This is a genomic window from Microbacterium atlanticum (assembly GCF_015277815.1).
GTDB lineage: Bacteria > Actinomycetota > Actinomycetes > Actinomycetales > Microbacteriaceae > Microbacterium > Microbacterium atlanticum.
The window spans coordinates 3,492,070-3,511,491 of sequence record NZ_CP063813.1; the positions used below are offsets into that span (position 1 = coordinate 3,492,070).

The following is a 19,422-nucleotide window of genomic DNA, read 5'->3' on the forward strand; positions in this document are numbered from 1 at the left end:
CGACACACATGCCGCGTGTTGCGCCACCCGAACGAGCACGCGAAGAGACCGACCCTGCGGGGCGCGGCTTGCTCAGACCAGGCGCAGCTCCGCGTCGATCGCCGCCGCAGTGCGCCGCAGCGGAGGCAGGTACTCCGCCACCACGTGCTCGACGGTGTCGCGGGTGGCGCTCGTCGACACGTTCACCGCGGCGACGACGTCTCCCCGGCGGTCGTGCAGCGGCACGGCGACCGAGCGCAGGCCGGGCTCGAGCTCGCCGTCCACGAGCGCCCACCCTTGCGCCCGCACGCGATCGAGCTCCGCACGCAGGGCGTCGGCACGGGTGAGCGTGCGCTCGGTGAAGGAGGGGAGAGCGGATGCCTCGAGCACAGCGTCGCGCGCGGCATCCGTCATCCCCGCCAGCAGCACGCGGCCCATCGACGTCGCGAACGCGGGGAACCGGGTGCCGATCGTGATGCGCACACTCATGATGCGGCGCGTCGGCACGCGCGCGATGTAGACGATGTCGGCGCCGTCGAGGACGGCGGCCGAGACGCTTTCGTCGACCTCCCGCGACAGCCGCTCGAGGTGCGGCTGGACCACCTCGGGGATCGAGAGGGCCGACAGGTAGCTGAACCCCAGCTCGAGCACCCGCGGCGTCAGGGCGAACCCGCGGCCGACGGCGCCGGACGCTGCGGATCCGCGGACGTATCCGAGGTGCTCGAGGGTGCGCAGGAACCGGCCTGCCGCGGCGCGGGTGATGCCGGCGCGGCGCGCCACCTCGCTGAGCGTCAGCTCGGGGTGCTCGGCATCGAACGCGCGGATGACGGCGAGTCCCCTCGCCAGCGACTGGACGGTGTCGTTGCTGCGATCGGCGGCGTCGACTCCCGCACCCGCGACGAGGGCATCGGCCGAGGCATCCGTCACGTCCCCAGCCTCTCACGCAAGGTCGACCGGACCGCACGAGCGCACGCCCACCGGCGGGCCGGGGGTGCGTCCGTGCGGTCTCGCATGCGGGTCAGCGCTCCAGCACGACGGCGAGGCCCTGCCCCACGCCGATGCAGATCGCGGCGACGGCGACGCCCCCGCCGCGGCGGGCCAGCTCGTGCGCCGCGTGGCCGATGATGCGCCCGCCCGAGGCCCCCAGGGGGTGGCCGATGGCCAGCGCGCCGCCGTGGATGTTGACGCGTTCGGGATCGAGGCCCTCCCACCCACGGATGTCGGCCAGCGACTGCGACGCGAACGCCTCGTTCAGCTCGACGACGTCGACATCGGCCCAGGTGCGGCCGGCGCGGGCGAGCGCCTTGTTCGCCGCCTCGATCGGCGCCAGCGGGAACTGGTCGGGATCGACGCCGTGCGCGGCGCGGGCGGTGATGCGGGCGAGCGGCTCGCCGTCGAGCGCGCCCTCGCGGCCCAGCAGCACCGCGGAGGCCCCGTCGTTGATCGGCGACGAGTTGCCCGCGGTGACGCTGCCCTCGCCGTCCGCGGCGAACAGGGCCTTGAGGCCGGCGAGCTTCTCGACGGAGGTGTCGTCGCGGATGCCCTCGTCGCGCGCGAGCTCCGCGCCCGGCACCTGCACGACCTCGCCGTCGTAGACGCCCGCCGCCCACGCCTCGGCGGCCAGGCGGTGCGAGCGCACGGCGAAGGCGTCCTGCGCCTCGCGCGAGATGCCCTGCTCACGCGCGATCTTCTCCGCGGACTCCCCGTTCGAGATGGTCCAGTGCGTCGGCAGCCTCGGGTTGGTCATGCGCCAGCCGATCGAGGTGTTCCACAGCGTCTGGTTGCCGACGCTCGGCCACGGCCGGGCCGACTTCTCGACGACGAACGGCGCGCGGCTCATCGACTCGACACCGCCGGCCAGCACGATGTCGGCGTCGCCGGCCTCGATCGCGCGCGAGCCCTGGATGACCGCCTCGACCGATGACGCGCACAGGCGGTTGACGGTGACTCCGGTGACGGTCGTCGGGAAGCCGGCCAGCAGCGCGCCCATGCGCGCGACGTTGCGGTTGTCCTCCCCCGCCTGGTTCGCGTCGCCGAAGATCACGTCGTCGATGCGGGCGGGGTCGAGTCCCGTCCGCTCGATGGTCGCCTTCATCACGACCGCGGCGAGGTCGTCGGGCCTGACCCCCGAGAGGGCCCCGCCGGCGCGGCCGAAGGGCGTGCGGACGGCGTCATAGACGTAGGTCGCCATGTCATTCACCTTCCCGGATGCCGCGGCGTGCGGCATCCGTCAATTCCAGGCCGGTGAGCTCGGCGAGGAGCTCGACGGTGTTGTCGCCGAACGCCTCGCGCACGGCGAAGCCCTCGGGCGTGACGTCGAAGACGGCGTGATCGGTGTAGACCCGCGTGACGCAGCCGACGCCGGTGAGGGGATACGTGCACGCCTCGACGAGCTTCGACTCGCCGGTCTTGGTGAGCAGGTCGGTCATCACGTAGACGTTCTTCGCGCCGATCGCGAGGTCCATCGCGCCGCCGACGGCCGGGATGGCGCCCGGCGCGCCGGTCGACCAGTTCGCGAGGTCGCCCGTCTGCGACACCTGGAACGCGCCCAGCACGCAGACGTCGAGGTGACCGCCGCGCATCATCCCGAACGAGTCGGCGTGATGGAAGTACGCAGCCCCGGCGAGCGCCGTGACCGGCTGCTTGCCGGCGTTGATGAGGTCGGGGTCGATCTGGCCGCGCTGCGGCGACGGTCCCATGCCGAGCATGCCGTTCTCGGTGTGGAGGATGATCTCCTGGTCGGCGGGCAGGTAGTCGGCGACGAGGGTCGGAGCCCCGATGCCGAGGTTGACGTACGAGCCCTCGGGGATGTCCTGCGCGATGCGCGCGGCGAGCTGCTCACGGGTGATGCGCGTGGCGGTCGTGTCGGTCACTGGTCAACCTCCGTTGTGGATGCGGTCGCGCCATCGAGCGGCCGGCCCTCGATGTCGACCCCGCCGACGAACGCACCCTCGCGCAGCCACCGGCGCTCCCCCACGGCGACCACGCGGTCGACGAAGATGCCGGGCGTGATGACGCCCTCCGGGTCGAGGGAGCCGAGCGGGACGATCTCGTCGACCTGCACGATCGTCGTCGTCGCCGCTGCCGCCATGATGGGCCCGAAGTTGCGGGCCGTCTCGCGATAGACGAGGTTGCCCCAGCGGTCGGCGCGGTACGCACTGATCAGCGCATAGTCGGCCTTGATGGGGTACTCCAGCGCGTACAGGCGGCCGTCGATCTCTCGGGTCTCCTTGCCCTCGGCGAGCTGCGTTCCGACGCCTGTCGGCGAGAAGAACGCGCCGATGCCGGCGCCCGCCGCACGGATGCGCTCGGCGAGGTTGCCCTGCGGCACGAGCTCGAGCTCGATCTCGCCGGAGCGATAGAGCCCGTCGAACACCCACGAGTCGTGCTGCCGGGGGAAGGAGCACAGGATCTTGCGCACCCGCTTCTTGGCGAGGAGCGCCGCGAGACCCACATCGCCGTTGCCGGCGTTGTTGTTGATGATCGTGAGGTCGCCGGCGCCCTGGTCGATCAGCGCGTCGATCAGCTCGACAGGCTGACCGGCCCGGCCGAAGCCGCCGATCATGATGGTGGCTCCGTCACGGATGCCGGAGACGGCCTCCTCGACGGAGCCCACGGTCTTGTCGATCATGCGGCCTCCGGTCGGTATGTTCGCTGTGCGAACGCCTGTACGCTTTCCGACCAGTGTAGCGCGGGGCAGGCAGTGAGGCCACCAGCGGCCGCGGACACGGTGGCATCCGAGGCGACGCTCGCGAGCGGCATCCGCTCACGGGTGTCCCGGGGGTCGGGGCGTCCCGCTCAGCTGGCACGAGACGCGGCATCCCCCCGCGCCTCACCGCGTGTCGTGACACCCGAAGCGCCGGGCGAGCACCCCCGCCGCGCTCACGTGGCACGACACGCGGCATCCCCGAACCCCATACCGCGTGTCGTGGCACCCGAAGCGCACCGGGACACCGAACCCCACGCGCCGAGGGGCGACATCCAATCGCGGATGCCGCCCCTCAGCGTCTTCGAGGGCGCCTCAGCGTCGACCCTCCCGGTCGCCGAGGAACTCGCCGGGCTGCGTCGACACGAAGGCCGACCCGCTGTCGTCGACCGACGCCGCGAGCTGGTTCATGCGCTGTGCGGACTGGCCGGCCAGGCCCCAGTTGCCCGACTCCACGCGGTCCTGCAGCGCCTCGATCCCGGCGGCGATCTCGGCCGGCGTGAAGCTGCAGTGCCCCACGCGGTCGACCTGGAACTGCCGCAGCAGGTTGCGGTCGCCGGCCGTGCGGACGTCCTCGGCGTACTCCTGCTCGACCTGGACGGGTGCCAGCACGTCGTCCAGGGTATGCAGCGAGATCACCGGCACCTGCAGGTCGCCCATCAGACCGGACGACGCGCGCAGCGTCTCGACCGACCCGGGGTCGGCCACGACATCGGCGGTCGCGGTCAGCGTCGCAAGATCGGCCTTGAGGTCGAGGCCGGCCTGCCGGTAGAGCTCCTGCACGAGCCGGCGATCGGCGGACTGCGCGAACAGCTTCTGGTAGTCCACACCCGCATTCCAGGTGGCGTTCCCGCCCGCGGTCGACTCGATGTCGAAGCGGCCGGGCGTGACGAACCCGATCGTGCTGACGAGCTGGCTGAACAGCGACTGCTGGAGCACCGCCGGATCGGTCGGCGCCTCGGCTGCCGGAGCGCCGTCGGAGAGGTGGAAGAGCGCCGCCGCCAGTGCGACGCGCGCGCGACCCTCGGGCGTCTGCTGGCCGGCCTGCACGGCGGCGGTCAGCGCGGCCGACGCGGCGAAGGCCTCGCCCAGCGTGTCGTAGCCCTCGATGTCGATGTCCTGGTTGACGGCGAGCAGCTGGTCGATCGCGTGTGCGCCGTCGAGCTGGTAGTTGTTCAGGTCGACCGCACCCTCCATGAGTCCGCACGTCGGCATCGCGCCGTCGATCACGTCGCCGGCGAGTTCGGCGAGGCGACCGGTGACGAGTCCGCCCATCGAGGTGCCGTACGCGAGGACGTACTCCGGGTCGAGCCCGGTCTCATCGAGCATCGCGTCGAGCGACTGCAGCTGGTCGTCGACGGCGGTCGGCACCGCCCAGCCGCTGGACGCGTACGAGGACCCGACCAGCGCGTAGCCGCGCTCGAGCAGCAGCGCCTTGGTGGCGTCGTCTGGGGCGACGGCGGCCGGGTTGCCGGGGACGAACGAGGGGCGGTAGCCGTGGCTGTACAGCAGGACGGTGCCGTTCCAGTCGGCCGGGACGGACGCCAGCCAGGTGGTGCCGTTCGACAGCGAGCCGGAGTAGTCCCCGCCGGTGTCGGCGAAGGCGGGCGGCGCGAGGAGACCGACCGAGAGAGCGGCGGTCGCGGCGACCGCCGCGAGCGAGAGTGTGCGTGTGCGGACGTGGGACATATGGGGGTGGTCCTTCCGTGTGTCGGCGTCGACAGCGTCCCCGTCGTCGATGACGGGGTAGGACCATTATCAAGTTTCCTGATTGTCAGTCAACAGGCGGTGCGGGATGCTCCAGCGCTCTGCGGGCCTCCTGCAGCCAGCGACCGAGAGCCGTACGCTCGACCCCCGACAGTCCCGCGAAGGCCTCGGCCTCGATGCGGTCGACGTCGTCGCGGCAGGCCTCGAGCAGCGCGATGCCTTCGGGAGTGAGAGAGATCGCCATGCGCCGGCGGTTCTCCGGGTCGCGCACGCGCTCGATGAGGCCGGCGTCCAGGAGCGCCCGCACGACGCCCTCCATCGCCTGCGCCGACACGAACGCGTGTCGCGCCAGCTGCGCTGAGCTCATTCCCGGATGCTGCTCCAGCACCGTCAGCGCCGTGTACTGCGTGACCGTGATCCCGCGCGGCCGCACGACGTCGTCGAGCCGGCCGCGGACGGCGAGCTCCACCTGCTTCACCTGGTAGAGGAGCCGGGGTGCGTGCGCGGCCGTCATGGCGTCCCCCAGCCCGTCATGCGATGAGCATACGGCCGTCAGGACTCGTCGGCGAACACGCCCTTCGCGATGCGGAAGGCGGTGTTCGCGGCCGGGACGCCGCAGTAGAGACCGGCCTGCAGGATCACTTCCTTGATCTCGTCGACGGTCAGCCCATTGCGTCGCGCGGCGCGCAGGTGCATCGCAAGCTCCTCCTCGTGGCCCAGGGCGATGAGGGCCGTCAGCACCGCGACCGATCGCGACCGGCGGTCCAGCCCGGGGCGCGACCAGATGTCGCCCCACGCGACGCGCGTGATGAAGTCCTGGAAGTCCGCCGTCAGCGGGTCGGTGCCGGCGATCGCCCGGTCGACGTGCGCGTCCGAGAGCACCTCGCGGCGCACGACCATCCCCTGGTCGTAGCGCTGCTCGTCGCTGAGCCCCGCACCGTCGGGGCGGCTCATGCGCCCTGCTCCGCGGAGACGGCGTCGAAGAACCCGAGCAGGGCGTCGGCCGTCGCGGCCGGGGCGTCCGCGGGCGGCAGGTGCGAGGCATCCGCGATCCCGGTCGCCCGGCCGCGCTGCACGCCGTCGGCGATCTCGCGAGCGGATGCCTCGGGCGTGACGCCGTCGTGATCGCCCCACACCGCCAGCACCGGCGTGGCGATCTCACCGAGCCGGTCACGCACGTCGAAGCCGGCGAGCGCCTCGCAGCACAGCGCGTAGCTCTCGTCGTCGGCGTCCTGGAGCGCGTGGAGCAGGCGCCCGGTGATGTCGGGATCGCGCTCGACGGAGCCGGGCGCGAACCAGCGCTGCGCCGAGCCGATGATGAGGCTCGACGTGCTCTGCGCGCGGACCTGCGCGGCGCGCTCGTGCCAGGCGGAGGCCTCGCCGATCGCGGCGCCCGAGCAGACGATCGCGGCCGCGCGCACCCGGTCGGGGTGACGGAGCAGCAGCTCGAGCCCGACGCATCCGCCGAGCGACACCCCGGCGTAGCGGAACTCGCCCTCGACCGCATCGGCCACGGCGTCGGCGAGGTCGGCGATCGTGAACGGCGCCGCGGCGGGCGGTGCGGCCCCGTGACCGGGCAGGTCCCACGCGATGACGCGGTAGCGCTCGGCCAGAGCCGGGAGCACGCGGTCCCACAGCAGCGCCGAGGTGCCCAGCGAGGGGCCGAGGACCAGCGTCGGGGCGTCGTCGGGACCGACGGGCGAGGCGAGCGCGATGGCGGGGACGGTCACTGTGCCTCCTGGGGGGTGACGGCCTCGTCGACGAGGCGGGCGGCGAGGCCGGTGTACCGGGCGGGGTCGAGCAGGTCGGCGACGAAGGCCTCGATGCTCCGGCCGCGGTCGGCGGCGAGCGCGCCGACTCCGGGGAGCGCCGCGAGCGCCGCGGCGAGGTCGCCGCCGGCGGCGGCGTCGACGACGAGCCGCGAGACCTCGCGCGGGCCGAGCTCGGGTCCGAGCACGAGCGAGAGCCGCTCCGCGAGGATGAGCCCGCCGCCCGCGGCCAGGTTGCGGGCCACGGCGTCGGTGTCGACGTGCAGGCCGGCCGCGAGGGTCGCCGCGTGCGCGGTCGCCCCGAGGGCGAGGCCGAGCAGCTCGCGGAGGGTCGGCCATTCCGCGTGCCAGGCACCGTCCGGGCGCTCGTCGACGGCGAGCGCCGACGCCACGTGCAGGGTCGCGCCGAGCTGCGGCGCGCGCAGCGCGGCGGAGCGGATGAGGACGGATGCCGCGGGGTTGCGCTTCTGCGGCATCGCCGACGATCCGCCGCCCGCGCCCTCGGCGAGCTCGCCGATCTCGCTGCGGCTGAGGGTCGCGACGTCGCCGGCGATCTTCCCCACCGCGTCGATCGCCTGAACGAGGGCGTCGCCGAGCTCTGTCACGGGCCACCGCGCGGTGTGCCAGGGCGCCTCGGGAGCGGCGAGCCCGAGCTCGCGGGCATAGGCGGACGGCAGGGCGGCGGCGGCATCCGCTCCGCCGATCTCGACGAACGAGGCGAGCGTGCCGGCCGCCCCGCCGAGCTGCGCGGGCAGGCCGTGCTGGGCCTCTTCGAGGCGCTCCTTCGCTCGGGCGACGCCTCGCAGCCAGCCGGCCGCGCGCAGCCCGACCGTGGTCGGCACGGCGTGCTGGGTGAGCGTGCGCGCCGCGGCCACCTCGTCGCGGCGCGAGCGGGCCAGCGATCGCAGCGAGACCTCGGCGTGCGCGAGGGAGGCGATGATCCTGCTGGTGGCTGTCCGGGCGACGAGCATCAGCGCTGTGTCGAGGATGTCCTGGCTGGTCGCGCCGCGGTGGACCCACGCCCGCGCGTCCGCGCCGACGCGTTCCCGCAGCGCGCCGACGAGCGGGATCACCGGGTTGCCGCCGGCGACCGCGGCCGCGGCCAGCGCCGCGCCGTCGACGCCGTGGTCGCGGCATCCGCGGAGCCCGCCCTGCCAGCCGAACTCGGTCTCGATCTCGTCCACGGCCTCGGCCGGGGCCACGCCCGCCTCGGCCCACGCGCGGGCGAGCGCCACCTCGGCCGTCACGAGCGCGTCAAGGAACGCGGCATCCGTCACCGTCCCGTCGTGACCGACGGTCACCGGCGAGAGCAGGCCCCCCTCGACGAATGTCGTGTCGAGCGGGGGCCGGTCACGGTCAGAAGGCAAGGAACACGGTCTCCTTCTCGCCCTGCAGGTGGATGTCGTGGTGCAGGTTGCCGTCCGGCAGGCGCGTCGCGACGAGCGTAGCGCGCTCGTCCTCGTCGAGCGAGGACAGCAGCGGATCGGCGGCGAGGAGGTCGTCGTGCTCGGGCAGGTAGATCCGCGTGACGAGCTTGTCGGGAAGGCCGCGCGCGAAGACGATCACCGAGTAGAACGGCGCGCCGCCGTCGACGGAACCGGGGTTGCGCGTCCAGAACTCGTACCTGCCGACGTCCGTGGTCGCTGCCCGGCCGAAGCCGGTGAAGGAGTGGTCGTCGCGACGGAAGGCTCCGTGCGCCCGCGGAATCCGGCCGTTCTCGTCGGCGCTCCAGATCTCGACGACCGCGTCGGGGATCGGGTTTCCGGCTCCGTCGAACACCGTGCCGCCGAGCACGATCGCCCCGGGGCTGTGCGGGAAGACGACCTCGTGCTTCTTGGGGTAGTCCAGGCCGAACGCGAAGAACGGGCCGACGGTCTGGCCGCCGGTGGGCTCGTGGGTCGCTGGTCCCAGGTCGCGCTTGGTGCGGGCGGCCATCAGTGCTCTCCTTCTTCGGGCTCAAACCAGGTCGCATCCGGGCCGTCGACAACGATGTCGAAGCGGTAGCCCATCGAGAACTCGGGCACCGACAGGTCGTGGTCGTACTGGCCGATCAGGCGATCGCGGTCCTTCTGACGCCAGATCGTGTTGTAGATCGGGTCGAGCGGGAACAGCGGGTCGCCCGGGAAGTACATCTGCGTCACCAGGCGCTGCGTGAAGCCCGAGCCGAAGATCGAGAAGTGGATGTGGGCCGGGCGCCACGCGTTGACGTGGTTCTTCCACGGATAGGCGCCGGGCTTGATCGTCGTGAACTTGTAGTAGCCGTCGTCGTCGGTGACGGTGCGGCCCGCCCCGGTGAAGTTCGGGTCGAGTGGCGCGGGGTGCTGATCGCGCTGGTGGATGTAGCGGCCGGCGGCGTTGGCCTGCCAGATCTCGACGAGCTGGTTCGCGACGGGCCTGCCCCACGAGTCCAGGAGGCGCCCCTCGACGGTCATGCGCTCGCCCTGCGGCTCGCCGATGTGCTGCAGCGTCAGGTCGGATTCGATCGCGGCGACGTCGCGCTGCCCGAAGGCGGGCGACCACAGCTCGATGGTCTCGGGGTCGACGAGCTTCGGGTTCTTGGTCGGATGCCGCAGCAGGCTCGACCGGTACGGCGGGAAGTCGTGGAGGCTGATGTTCAGCTTCTCGCCCGCCGCCTCGCGCCGCGCGGCGGCGGCGTGGTAGTCGACGATCTCCTGCGTGATCTCGTTCTGCGTCAGCTGGTCGGGCGAGGCCAGCAGCGACTCGGGCGCTGCCGCCGTCTGCTCGAGCACCACCGACGACGAGAACGCCTCCTCGCCCCGGGGATCGGGCTGCGTCGCACTCATCAAGGTCTCCTTCGACGACTCGGGTCGTCCCAGGGTCGCACCCGGAACCTCTGCGCCGGTGGTGGATTCCCATCCAGTGGGATTGCGGATGCCGCGGGTCGAGGCATCCGCTTCTCGTGGTCCGGCCTGGGGTCGACCGCGCCGGCGAGCGCACGGCCTCCTGTCGAGCGCACGCCCCGGATGCCGCGGCACCCCGTGCGTTCGACGTCAAGCCGTGCCCTCGGCGGGGCCGGGGCGCACCTCAGGTCGCGCGGAGGTCGTGGTGGAGCTCCTTCGCCGACTGCACGACCAGGGGCCCGAGGCGACGCTCGTCGGCGCGCTCGAGGTGCACGACGAGGCCGAGCGCGATCGGAGGAAGCCCCTCCACGCGCGGCAGCGCGGCGGCGACCGAGACGTTGCCGAGGGTCATCTCCTCGCGGGTCGTCGCGTATCCGAGGGCTCTCGCGCGGGCGATGTCGGCGCGGAGCCCGGCCTCGGTGGTGATGGAGTGCACCGTCTCGCGCTCGAGCGGCGCCCGGAAGTACCGCTCCAGCCACGCCTCGTCGCGAGTGGACAGCAGCGCCTTGCCGACACCGGTGACGTGCAGGGGACCCCGCCCGCCCATGCGGCTGAGGGTCGGGATGGACTGGCGGCCGGTGAGTCGCCCGACGTACAGCGCGCTGGTCGTCTCGGGGGTGGCGCCGTCGAGCACGGCGAGGTGCACGTTCTCGCCCGTCGCCTCGTACAGCCGCACCATGTGCGGCAGCGCCGTCTCGCGCAGCCGCAGCGACAGCGGTGAGAGCTCGCCGAGCTCCCACAGCCGCGACCCGACGGCGTACGTGTGGCCGGGGCCGCGGGCGAGGAGCCCCTGGGCGACGAGCGCCGCCAGCAGCCGGTGGAGGGTCGATGAGGCGAGGCCGGTGCGCGCGCCCAGCTCCACCGCCGTGAGCGCCGGCTCGTCGTCCGAGAAGCAGCCGAGCACCCGCAGCGTGCGCTCGAGCACCCCTTCGCCGTCGCCCATGCGTCCTCCCTCGAGCGACGTTACCCGCCCGGCTGTGAGGCCGGGCCTTGCCTGCGTGGGTCTGGGGCTGGCGCTGCCTGCTGGTCGGGGCTCCCGCCTCTGCCGGTGCCGCTGCCCTCCGGTCGGCGCCTCCCGCCCCTGGCCGCTGCACAACTCCGCTCATCCGCCCCACCCGGCGGCGGCGGCCCGGCGTGTCGGCCCCGCGCCGCCCGGATCCGTGGAGTTCTGCCGCCGGCCGGTGTGGAACAGTGGGCGCATGGCGAACTCGCCCTCCGGCGACTCGATGACCGACCGCATCGTGCGCGTGCTCGAGACCTTCACGGCCGAGCGTTCCATGCAGTCGGCCGCCGAGATCGGGCGGCGCGCCGGGCTGCCCTCCTCCACGGCGCACCGCATCGTCGACGAGCTCGTCGCGGCAGGCCTCCTCGAGCGCGACGAGGACCGCCGCGTGCACCTCGGCATGCGGCTGTGGGAACTGGCCCTCCGCGGCTCCACGGCGCTCCGCCTCCGCCAGGCCGCTCTGCCCCATATGGAGCACGTGCAGGCAGAGATCCGCGAGCACACCCAGCTCGCCGTGCTCGAGCAGGACGAAGCCCTCTTCCTCGAGCGCCTCTCGCACCCCGACGCCGGCGCCAACATCACCCGCATCGCCGGACGCCTCCCCCTCCACGCCTCGTCGTCCGGCTTGGTGCTGCTCGCACACGCGCCGGCCGCCCTGCGCGAGCGAGTGCTCGCCGGCCCGCTGCGCGCCCTTGCCCCCGAGACGGTGACGGATGCCGCGCGCCTGCGCCGCCTCCTCACCGAGGTGCGCCGCACCGGCGTGGTGGTGGCACCCGGATCGATCGAGGCCGTGTCGACCGGCGTCGCGGTGCCGATCCGCGACGCGGGCGAGGTCGTGGCGGCGCTGTCTGTCGTCCTCCCACGCGAGACCCCGCCGGATCCCGCGATCGCGGCGCTCCGCGCCGCGGCCGCCGGCATCGAGGCCGACCTTCGCGCCGACCGCCGCTGAACGTGGGTGGGCCGCCGATCCCTGGGTGAGCTGCTGCGCGCCGCGGTCGCCATCTGGCCGACCTCCCCGCCGAGCGCGCTGACCTATCCGGGCGGCCACCCGGCTCGGCCAGGCATCCGTCCCGCCCGCCCGCCGCCCTACGAGATTCGCCCAGGGTCCGCTGACGCCGGGCTGATCTCGTCCAGAGGCCGCGACCTCTTGGCTTCCCGATCAACGGGAGTCTCCCGCCGCCCAGCCCGGTTCGGGTTCACACTGGGTCGAGGCATCCGTCCACACCCCCACGTCGTCGAAGGAGACGTCATGACCACCATCAGCACCCGCGTCGCGATCGTCGGCGCCGGACCCGCCGGGCTCCTCCTGTCGCACCTGCTCGGCATCGCCGGCATCGAGTCGATCGTCATCGACCAGCGCTCGCGGGAGGAGATCGAGACCACCATCCGCGCCGGCATCCTCGAGCAGGGGACGGTCGAGATCCTCGACGCCTCCGGCGCGTCGAGCCGCGTCCGATCCGTCGGCAACCGTCACGACGGCATCGAGCTGCGCTTCTCGGGCGCCGGGCACCGCATCGACTTCGCCGACCTCGTCGGCCGCGGCGTCTGGCTCTACCCGCAGCACGAGGTCCTCAAGGACCTGATCGCCGCGCGCCTCGACAAGGGCCAGGACCTCCGCTTCGGGGTGACGGCGGTGCGCGTCGAGGATGCGGCATCCGATCGCCCTCGCCTCATCGCGACCGACGCCGACGGCGCACCGCTCGAGATCGAGGCGGACTTCGTCGTCGGCTCCGACGGGTCGCGCAGCGTCGTGCGCGAGGCGGTGACCGGCTCGTCGACGGGCGGGTACTTCCGCGAGTACCCGTTCGCGTGGTTCGGCATCCTCTGCGAGGCGCCGCCGAGCGCCGAGGAGCTGATCTACAGCAACTCCCCCGACGGCTTCGCGCTCATCAGCCAGCGCAGCGCGACCGTGCAGCGCATGTACTTCCAGTGCGACCCGGATGCCGACCCCAACGCCCTCAGCGAGGAGCAGCTGTGGGAGGAGCTGCAGAAGCGTGTGCCCGGCACGACCCTCCAGGAGGGTCCGATCTTCCAGCGCGATGTGCTGCGCTTCCGCAGCTTCGTGGCGCACGAGCTGCTGCGCGGCCGGGTCGCCCTCATCGGCGACGCCGCCCACACGGTGCCGCCGACGGGCGCGAAGGGCATGAACCTCGCCGTCGCGGACGTCGTCGTGCTCGAGCGTGCCCTGCGCGCGCTGCTGCTCGAGAACGACGACCGGCTCATCCAGGCATTCCCGCAGAAGGCCCTGCACCGCATCTGGAAGGCCCAGCACTTCTCGTGGTGGATGACCAACATGCTCCACGTCGCCCCCGAGGCGTCGGACTTCGACCGCCTGCGCCAGCTCGGCGAGCTGCAGTCCGTCGTCGAGTCCGAGGCCGGTCGGCGCTTCCTCGCCGAGGCGTACACCGGCTGGCCGCTGGAGGGCCTGGCCTGACCCTCCTTCGGCTCCGCTCGGCTCGGCCGTGCGGTCGGCGACGGCGGGGCGGCTGCCGGGGCGGTGCTGTCTGGCGGCGGCGGCCGCCGCCGCGGGCGATCTGAGGCCGCGGGCGGTCTGGCCCTTCCGCCGGGCGAGGTCTGTCCGGTGCATGGCCGACCGTCGTGGCAGCCTGCGTGAGGCTCCCTGTATTGCCGATCGCCGGCCGCGCTGAGCCCCGTGCATGGCCGATCGCCCGGCACGCCGGGTCGCGGCATCCGTCACCGGCGTGTCGCCGTCGCCGACCATGCTCGCGGCCAGCACTGCACCGACACCACGCCGCTGAACGGGAGTGAACGGATGCCTCGCCCGCCGCGGCGGCCCCGCCCGACCTCGACCGGCGACAGCGCCGGCCCACTGCCGCTGAACGGGAGTGAACGGATGCCTCGCCCCCCGCGTCGGCTATAGTCCCAGCCCTATGGCCACACCGCCGCGCACCGCCGCGCGCCCGCCGTCGCGGGCCGCCTCGCTCGCGATGCTCGTCGCGGCCGTGTGCCTGGTCGCGGCGAACATGCGTCCGGCCATCACCGGGCTCGGGCCGCTGCTGGACCAGATCGGCGCCGACACCGGGATGTCGCTCACCGCGCTCGGCGTCCTCGCGGCGGTGCCGCTCGTCGCGTGGGCACTGTTCTCCCCGCTCGCGCACGAGCTGAGCCGCCGGTTCGGCCAGCCCCGCGTGCTGCTGTGGTCGCTGCTCGTGCTGCTGGCGGGCACACTGATGCGGTCGATCCCCGGACCCGTCGTGAGCCTGTGGATCGGCACGGCGGTGATCGGAATCGGCATCGCGATCATCAACGTCCTCATGCCGGCGGTCGTCAAGCGGGAGTTCCCCGGGCACGTGCCGGCTGTGACCGCTACGTACACCGCGCTGCTCGCCGGCATGGGCGCGGTGTCGTCCGGTGTCGTCGTGCCGATCTCGCACCTCGAGATCGGCGGCGTCGCGGCGGGGTGGCGGTTCGCGCTCCTCGTGACCGGGGCGGCGCTGCTGCCGTTCGCCGTCGCAGCGTGGTGGTGGGCGCACCGCGGATCGCGAAGCATTCACGATCACACGAAGTCGCCGCGCGGGCGCACCGGCATCTGGTCGGACCCCATCGCCTGGCTCGTCGCCGTCTACATGGGGCTGCAGGCATCCATGTTCTACATGTTCGTCACCTGGCTCGCGCCGCTGTCGATGTCGACGGGCCGGTCCGAGGTCGTCGCGGGCATCGACGTCATGGTCTACCAGCTGTTCTCGCTGGCGGGCTGCCTGCTGCTGCCGCTCATCCTGCGGGGCGGCCTCGAGCGGTGGGCGCCGGCGCTGATCCCCTCGCTCGCGATCATCGGTGTCGCGGGACTCATGGTGGCACCCGGCGCCGTGCTGGTGTGGGGCTCGCTGATCGGGCTCACCGGAGGCGCCACGCTCGCGATGTCGCTCACGTTGATGGCCCAGCGTGCCCGCGACCACGACACCTCCGCCGCCCTGTCGGGCATGTCCCAATCGGTCGGATACGTCATCGCCGCCCTCGGCCCCGTCGCCTTCGGCGGCCTCCACAGTCTCACCGGCGACTGGGTCGCGTCCCTGGCACTGGTCCTTGTGGTCCTGGTGGGGCTCACCGTTGTCGGGGTGTTCGCCGGTCGCGACCGGTTCGTGCTCGAGCGTCGCTGACGCGGATCACGGATGCCACGCCCCGGCGCAGCATCCGTCCCCGCCGTCACGCCACCCGCGTGTCGCGACAGGCGAACGGCGCGCCCCCGCGCTCGGGTGGCACGAAAGGCCTAATCCCCTGCGCGCACACCGCGCGTCGCGACACGTCAACCCCTCGCCCGAGCGCTCGCATGGCACGAAAGGCCACATCCCCGGCGCACACCGCGCGTCGCGACACGTCAACCCCTCGCCCCAGCGCTCGCATGGCACGAAAGGCCCCATCCCCGCGCGCACACGGCGTGTCGCGACAGGCGAACGGCGCGCCCCAGCGCTCGCATGGCACGAACGGCCACATCCCCGGCGCACACCGCGCGTCGCGACACGTCAACCCCTCGCCCGAGCGCTCACATGGCACGAAAGGCCACATCCCCGGCGCACACCGCGCGTCGCGACACGTCAACCCCTCGCCCGAGCGCTCGCATGGCACGAAAGGCCCCTCCCCGGCGCGCACACGGCGTGTCGCGACACGTCAACCCCTCGCCCGAGCGCTCGCATGGCATGAAAGGCGCCATCCCCGGCGCCAACACGGCGTGTCGTGACAGGCGAACGCCGCGGGCGCCACCCCGCGCACGCCGACGGCGGCGAGCAGCCTCAGTCCTCGGGGAAGGCCAGGCGGCGCAGGAGGTCGGTGAGAACCTCGCGCTCGTCCGCCGAGAGCTCCGCGTGCACGCGCTCCTCGGCCAGGCGCGCCGCCTCGCGCGCGGCGGCGACGAGCTCGCGCCCGGCGTCGGTCGCGACGACCACGTTCGCACGCCGGTCCGACGGGTCGGGCTGCCGCTCGACGAGGTGCCGCGACTGCAGCTCGTCGACGAGGCTGACCACCTGACTGGGGTCGAGGCGGAGGAACTCGGCGAGGTCCCGCTGCGACGGCCGGGCATCGCCCGAGGCCAGAACGAGCACCGAATACGACCGCGCCTTCAGTCCGTGCGCCGCGAGCGCCGCGTTGCCGGCGGCGAGCGCGATCGCGTTCGCGCGGGCGAGCAGGAAGCTCACGTCGTCTGCGAGCGCCGAGGCGCGCAGGCCCGGCGGGGCGACGGCGTCGGCGGATTTCGGCATGGGCATGAGCGTAGCCCAGTTCGTGGACGAACGGAATGATTGACTTTTTCAACGGTTGCCGGTTCAATGGGTGCCGGACCCCCGTCCGGCGCCCCGCGCCGCGAGCGGACTGCGACACGAAGGAGTCTCACGCATGGCACTCGACGGCACCACGAGCGGCGACACCGCCCGCCCCCTCGACGGCAAGGTCGCGATCGTCACCGGCTCGGGCCGGGGCCTCGGCCTCGCCTACGCGCAGGAGCTCGCCCGGCGCGGCGCGGCGGTCGTCGTCAACGACGTCGACGAGGCCACCGCGGCCGAGGCGGTCGCCAGCATCGAGGCCGAGGGCGGACGCGCCGCCGCAGTGGTCGCCCCCGTCGGCCCCACCGAGACTGCGAAGCAGCTGGTGCGGACCGCCGTCGACACCTTCGGCCGGCTCGACATCCTCGTCACCAACGCCGGCGTGCTGCGCGACACCGTGCTGTGGAAGATGAGCGACGACGACTTCGACACCGTCATCAACGTGCACCTGCGCGGCACCTTCACGTGCGTGCGCGAGGCCGCCACCTGGATGCGCGAGAACGAGGTCGCCGGCCGCATCATCGCCATCGGGTCGCCGACCGGCCAGCGCGGCAACTTCGGCCAGACAAACTACGCCGCCGCGAAGGCCGGCATCGTCGGCATGGTGCGCACCTGGGCCCTCGAGCTCAAGCGCGCGGGCATCACTGCCAACGCCGTCATCCCGGTGGCTGCGACCGCGATGACCGCGACCGTCCCCTACTTCGCCGCCGCGGTCGAGGCCGAGGCCGCGGGCGAGCCGATGCCCGCATTCTTCCGCCACGACCTCGGATTCGGCACGTCGGAGGACGTCGCGGGGCTCATCGCGTTCCTGGCGTCGGATGCCGCAGCCGGCGTCACCGGTCAGGCCATCGGCATCGGCGGCGACAGGCTGCAGCTGTGGTCGCACCCCGAGGCTGTCGCGACCGCGTACCACGACGGCGGCTGGTCGTACGACGACCTGGCCTCGGGCTTCGGCGACGCGATCGGCGACCTGCAGACGGTCGGTGAGAAGTTCCCGCCGCTTCCCGAAGACCTCCAGCGGTCATGACCCGCTACGAGCCGGCGATCGACCTCGACGCGATCACGGCCATCGACGTGCATGTGCACATCGAGGTCGATGGGCACGGGCACGCGTCGCTGCCGGACGACCTCGCCGCCGCCGCCGCGCGGTACTTCTCAACCGACGGCCCGAACCCCGACCTCGACTCCATCGCCGCGTACTACCGCGAGCGCCGCATGGCGGCCGTCGTCTTCACCGTCGACGCCGAGACGCAGCTCGGACACGCTCCGCTCTCCAGCGAAGACATCGCCGAGGGCGCCGCCCGCAACAACGACGTGCTCATCCCGTTCGGCTCGGTCGATCCGCGCCGGACCGACGCGCTCGACCGCGCGCGACGCCTCCTCGACGAGCACGGCGTGCGCGGCTTCAAGTTCCACCCGACCGTGCAGGGCTTCGACCCGTCGGACGAGGCCCACTTCCCGCTCTACGAACTGCTGCAGGAAGAAGGCGTCGTCGCGCTGTTCCACACCGGCCAGACCGGAATCGGCGCCGGGCTCCCCGGCGGACGCGGCCTCCTGCTCGGCCTGTCCAACCCGATCCTGCTCGACCCGGTCGCCGCGCGCTTCCCCGCGCTGCAGATCATCATGGCCCACCCTTCGGTGCCGTGGCAGGACGAGGCGCTCTCGGTCGCGACGCACAAGCACAACACGTGGATCGACCTGTCGGGGTGGAGCCCAAAGTACTTCCCCGAGTCACTCGTGCGCGCCGCCAACTCGTACCTCAAGAAGCGCATCCTGTTCGGCTCGGACTTCCCGCTGCTCACGCCCGACCGCTGGATGAGGGATGCCGAGACGGTGGGCTCCTTCAAGCCGGAGGTCCTGCCCGGCATCCTGAAGGACAACGCCGCGCGCCTGTTCGGACTCGGCGGCTGACATGCCCTCCCTCGAGGCCGATGCGACGTTCGGGTTCGACCCGTACGCCATCGCGGCCGCGCACCTGAGCCCGGCCGCGCGCGCCGCACTGGGGCGGCTGCAGGAGACGCTGGACGGCAGCATCCGTCCCCTCCTCGCCGAGGCGTGGGAGACGGCGACCATGCCGGACGGCGTGCTCGAGGCACTGATCCCGCTCGACCTGATGCAGCCGGAGGCGGTGGATGCCGCCGAGGCGGGTTCGAGCATGTTCGCAGGGTTCCGCAACTACGTGCTGGCACGCACCGACGTCTCGGTGGCGACGCTGTACAACGCGCAATCGGGGCTGTTCCGCACGGCTGTCGCGCTCGGCGGATCGCCCGCACAAGCGGCGGAGCTCGACCCGCGGGTGCGCAGCTTCGACCTCAAGGGAGTGTTCGCGCTCACCGAGCCCGAGCACGGGTCCGACATCGCCGGCGGGCTGGCGACGACGGCACGGCGCGACGGCGGCGAGTGGGTGATCGACGGCCGCAAGAAGTGGATCGGCGGGGCCGCGGCATCCGACGTCCTGGTGGTGTTCGCGCGCGACGTCGACGATCACGCGGTGAAGGCATTCCTCGTGCCGACCGGTGCCGCCGGGGTGCGGCTCGAGGCGATCGCCGGCAAGGTCGCGCTGCGGCCCATGCAGAACGCGCTCATCACGCTCGACGGCGTGCGCGTCGGCGAGGCGACGCGCCTTGCGAACGTGAACGGCTGGCGCGACGTCGCCGGCATCCTGCGCGCCATGCGCTCCGACGTGGCGTGGATCGCCGCGGGGCTGCAGGCCGGAGCGCTGGACGCGGCCGTGCGCTACGTGCGCGAGCGGCACCAGTTCGAGCGGCCCATCGGCGGCTTCCAGCTCGTGCAGGAGAAGCTCGCCCGCATGCTCGGCAACACCGTCGCCTCCCTGGCGATGGTGACGCAGCTCTCGGCGCACCAGGACCGGGGCGAGTTCGCCGACGAGAACTCGGCGCTGGCGAAGCTGCAGACCGCGCGCCTGGCCCGCGAGACCGTAGCCCTCGGCCGCGAGGTGCTCGGCGGCAACGGCATCCTGCTCGAACACGACGTCGCCCGGTTCTTCGCCGACGCCGAGGCCGTGTACTCGTACGAGGGCACGCACGAGATCAACGCCCTCATCGTCGGCCGCGCGCTCACCGGCGCGTCGGCCTTCACCTGAACCACCCATCAAGGAGGACCC

At 72.8% G+C, this 19,422-nt stretch carries 19 protein-coding genes; 6 read left to right on the forward strand and 13 right to left on the reverse strand.

From position 1 onward, the window contains the following. Positions 1-72 precede the first annotated feature (72 nt). The 12 genes from IR212_RS15960 to IR212_RS16015 all read right to left on the reverse strand — a co-directional run bounded on the left by IR212_RS15960 (position 73) and on the right by IR212_RS16015 (position 10,965). The gene (locus tag IR212_RS15960) at positions 73-906 is read right to left on the reverse strand and encodes an IclR family transcriptional regulator domain-containing protein (RefSeq protein WP_194396835.1); all 834 of its coding nucleotides are present in this window, start codon (positions 904-906) and stop codon (positions 73-75) included. A gap of 91 nt (positions 907-997) precedes the next feature. Further along, complete coding sequence (locus IR212_RS15965) at positions 998-2,170, reverse strand: thiolase family protein (RefSeq protein WP_194396836.1); 1,173 nt, start codon at positions 2,168-2,170, stop codon at positions 998-1,000. A gap of 1 nt (position 2,171) precedes the next feature. Further along, positions 2,172-2,852, reverse strand: coding sequence for a 3-oxoacid CoA-transferase subunit B (locus tag IR212_RS15970; protein ID WP_194396837.1), 681 nt, complete (start codon positions 2,850-2,852; stop codon positions 2,172-2,174). Next, on the reverse strand, positions 2,849-3,610 hold the full coding sequence (locus tag IR212_RS15975; protein ID WP_194396838.1) for a 3-oxoacid CoA-transferase subunit A: 762 nt from the start codon (positions 3,608-3,610) through the stop codon (positions 2,849-2,851). The genes IR212_RS15970 and IR212_RS15975 overlap by 4 nt, the downstream gene beginning before the upstream one ends. 390 nt (positions 3,611-4,000) lie before the next feature. After that, positions 4,001-5,374, reverse strand: a complete 1,374-nt coding sequence (locus IR212_RS15980) for an alpha/beta hydrolase family protein (RefSeq protein WP_194396839.1) — start codon at positions 5,372-5,374, stop codon at positions 4,001-4,003. Positions 5,375-5,459: 85 nt separating this feature from the next. Continuing rightward, on the reverse strand, positions 5,460-5,906 hold the full coding sequence (locus IR212_RS15985; protein ID WP_194396840.1) for a MarR family winged helix-turn-helix transcriptional regulator: 447 nt from the start codon (positions 5,904-5,906) through the stop codon (positions 5,460-5,462). Between the two features lie 38 nt (positions 5,907-5,944). Beyond that, on the reverse strand, positions 5,945-6,346 hold the full coding sequence (pcaC, locus tag IR212_RS15990) for a 4-carboxymuconolactone decarboxylase (protein ID WP_194396841.1): 402 nt from the start codon (positions 6,344-6,346) through the stop codon (positions 5,945-5,947). Then, complete coding sequence (locus IR212_RS15995) at positions 6,343-7,122, reverse strand: alpha/beta fold hydrolase (RefSeq protein ID WP_194396842.1); 780 nt, start codon at positions 7,120-7,122, stop codon at positions 6,343-6,345. Before IR212_RS15995 ends, pcaC begins: the two co-directional genes overlap by 4 nt. Next, on the reverse strand, positions 7,119-8,528 hold the full coding sequence (locus tag IR212_RS16000) for a lyase family protein (RefSeq protein ID WP_228479379.1): 1,410 nt from the start codon (positions 8,526-8,528) through the stop codon (positions 7,119-7,121). Before IR212_RS16000 ends, IR212_RS15995 begins: the two co-directional genes overlap by 4 nt. Then, on the reverse strand, positions 8,518-9,096 hold the full coding sequence (pcaG, locus tag IR212_RS16005) for a protocatechuate 3,4-dioxygenase subunit alpha (protein WP_194396843.1): 579 nt from the start codon (positions 9,094-9,096) through the stop codon (positions 8,518-8,520). The genes IR212_RS16000 and pcaG overlap by 11 nt, the downstream gene beginning before the upstream one ends. Further along, positions 9,096-9,965, reverse strand: a complete 870-nt coding sequence (gene pcaH, locus IR212_RS16010) for a protocatechuate 3,4-dioxygenase subunit beta (protein ID WP_194396844.1) — start codon at positions 9,963-9,965, stop codon at positions 9,096-9,098. Before pcaH ends, pcaG begins: the two co-directional genes overlap by 1 nt. 241 nt (positions 9,966-10,206) lie before the next feature. Next, positions 10,207-10,965 (reverse strand): IclR family transcriptional regulator, encoded by a 759-nt coding sequence (locus tag IR212_RS16015; RefSeq protein ID WP_194396845.1) that lies wholly within the window; start codon positions 10,963-10,965, stop codon positions 10,207-10,209. A gap of 256 nt (positions 10,966-11,221) precedes the next feature. Between IR212_RS16015 and IR212_RS16020 the strand changes: the two genes are divergently transcribed. The 3 genes from IR212_RS16020 to IR212_RS16030 all read left to right on the forward strand — a co-directional run bounded on the left by IR212_RS16020 (position 11,222) and on the right by IR212_RS16030 (position 15,143). Then, positions 11,222-11,974 carry an IclR family transcriptional regulator gene (locus IR212_RS16020; RefSeq protein ID WP_194396846.1) on the forward strand — a complete coding sequence of 251 codons (753 nt, stop codon included), beginning with the start codon at positions 11,222-11,224 and terminating at the stop codon, positions 11,972-11,974. A 300-nt stretch (positions 11,975-12,274) separates the two neighbouring features. After that, positions 12,275-13,459, forward strand: a complete 1,185-nt coding sequence (locus tag IR212_RS16025; protein WP_194396847.1) for a 4-hydroxybenzoate 3-monooxygenase — start codon at positions 12,275-12,277, stop codon at positions 13,457-13,459. Between the two features lie 457 nt (positions 13,460-13,916). Then, a complete protein-coding gene (locus IR212_RS16030) occupies positions 13,917-15,143 on the forward strand; it encodes an MFS transporter (RefSeq protein WP_228479380.1) in 1,227 nt (408 codons plus the stop codon). 630 nt (positions 15,144-15,773) lie between these two features. Here the strand turns inward: IR212_RS16030 and IR212_RS16035 are convergent. Beyond that, positions 15,774-16,238 carry a MarR family winged helix-turn-helix transcriptional regulator gene (locus IR212_RS16035; RefSeq protein ID WP_194396848.1) on the reverse strand — a complete coding sequence of 155 codons (465 nt, stop codon included), beginning with the start codon at positions 16,236-16,238 and terminating at the stop codon, positions 15,774-15,776. 133 nt (positions 16,239-16,371) lie between these two features. Here IR212_RS16035 and IR212_RS16040 point away from each other — a divergent pair, with 133 nt between their 5' ends. From IR212_RS16040 to IR212_RS16050, 3 genes are read left to right on the forward strand one after another with little or no spacing between them, the layout of a single operon-like run. Further along, entirely contained in the window at positions 16,372-17,325 is a 954-nt protein-coding gene (locus IR212_RS16040; protein ID WP_194396849.1) for an SDR family NAD(P)-dependent oxidoreductase, read from the forward strand. Next, complete coding sequence (locus IR212_RS16045; RefSeq protein ID WP_194396850.1) at positions 17,322-18,209, forward strand: amidohydrolase family protein; 888 nt, start codon at positions 17,322-17,324, stop codon at positions 18,207-18,209. The genes IR212_RS16040 and IR212_RS16045 overlap by 4 nt, the downstream gene beginning before the upstream one ends. 1 nt (position 18,210) lies before the next feature. Continuing rightward, the gene (locus tag IR212_RS16050; protein ID WP_194396851.1) at positions 18,211-19,401 is read left to right on the forward strand and encodes an acyl-CoA dehydrogenase family protein; all 1,191 of its coding nucleotides are present in this window, start codon (positions 18,211-18,213) and stop codon (positions 19,399-19,401) included. Positions 19,402-19,422: the final 21 nt, after the last annotated feature.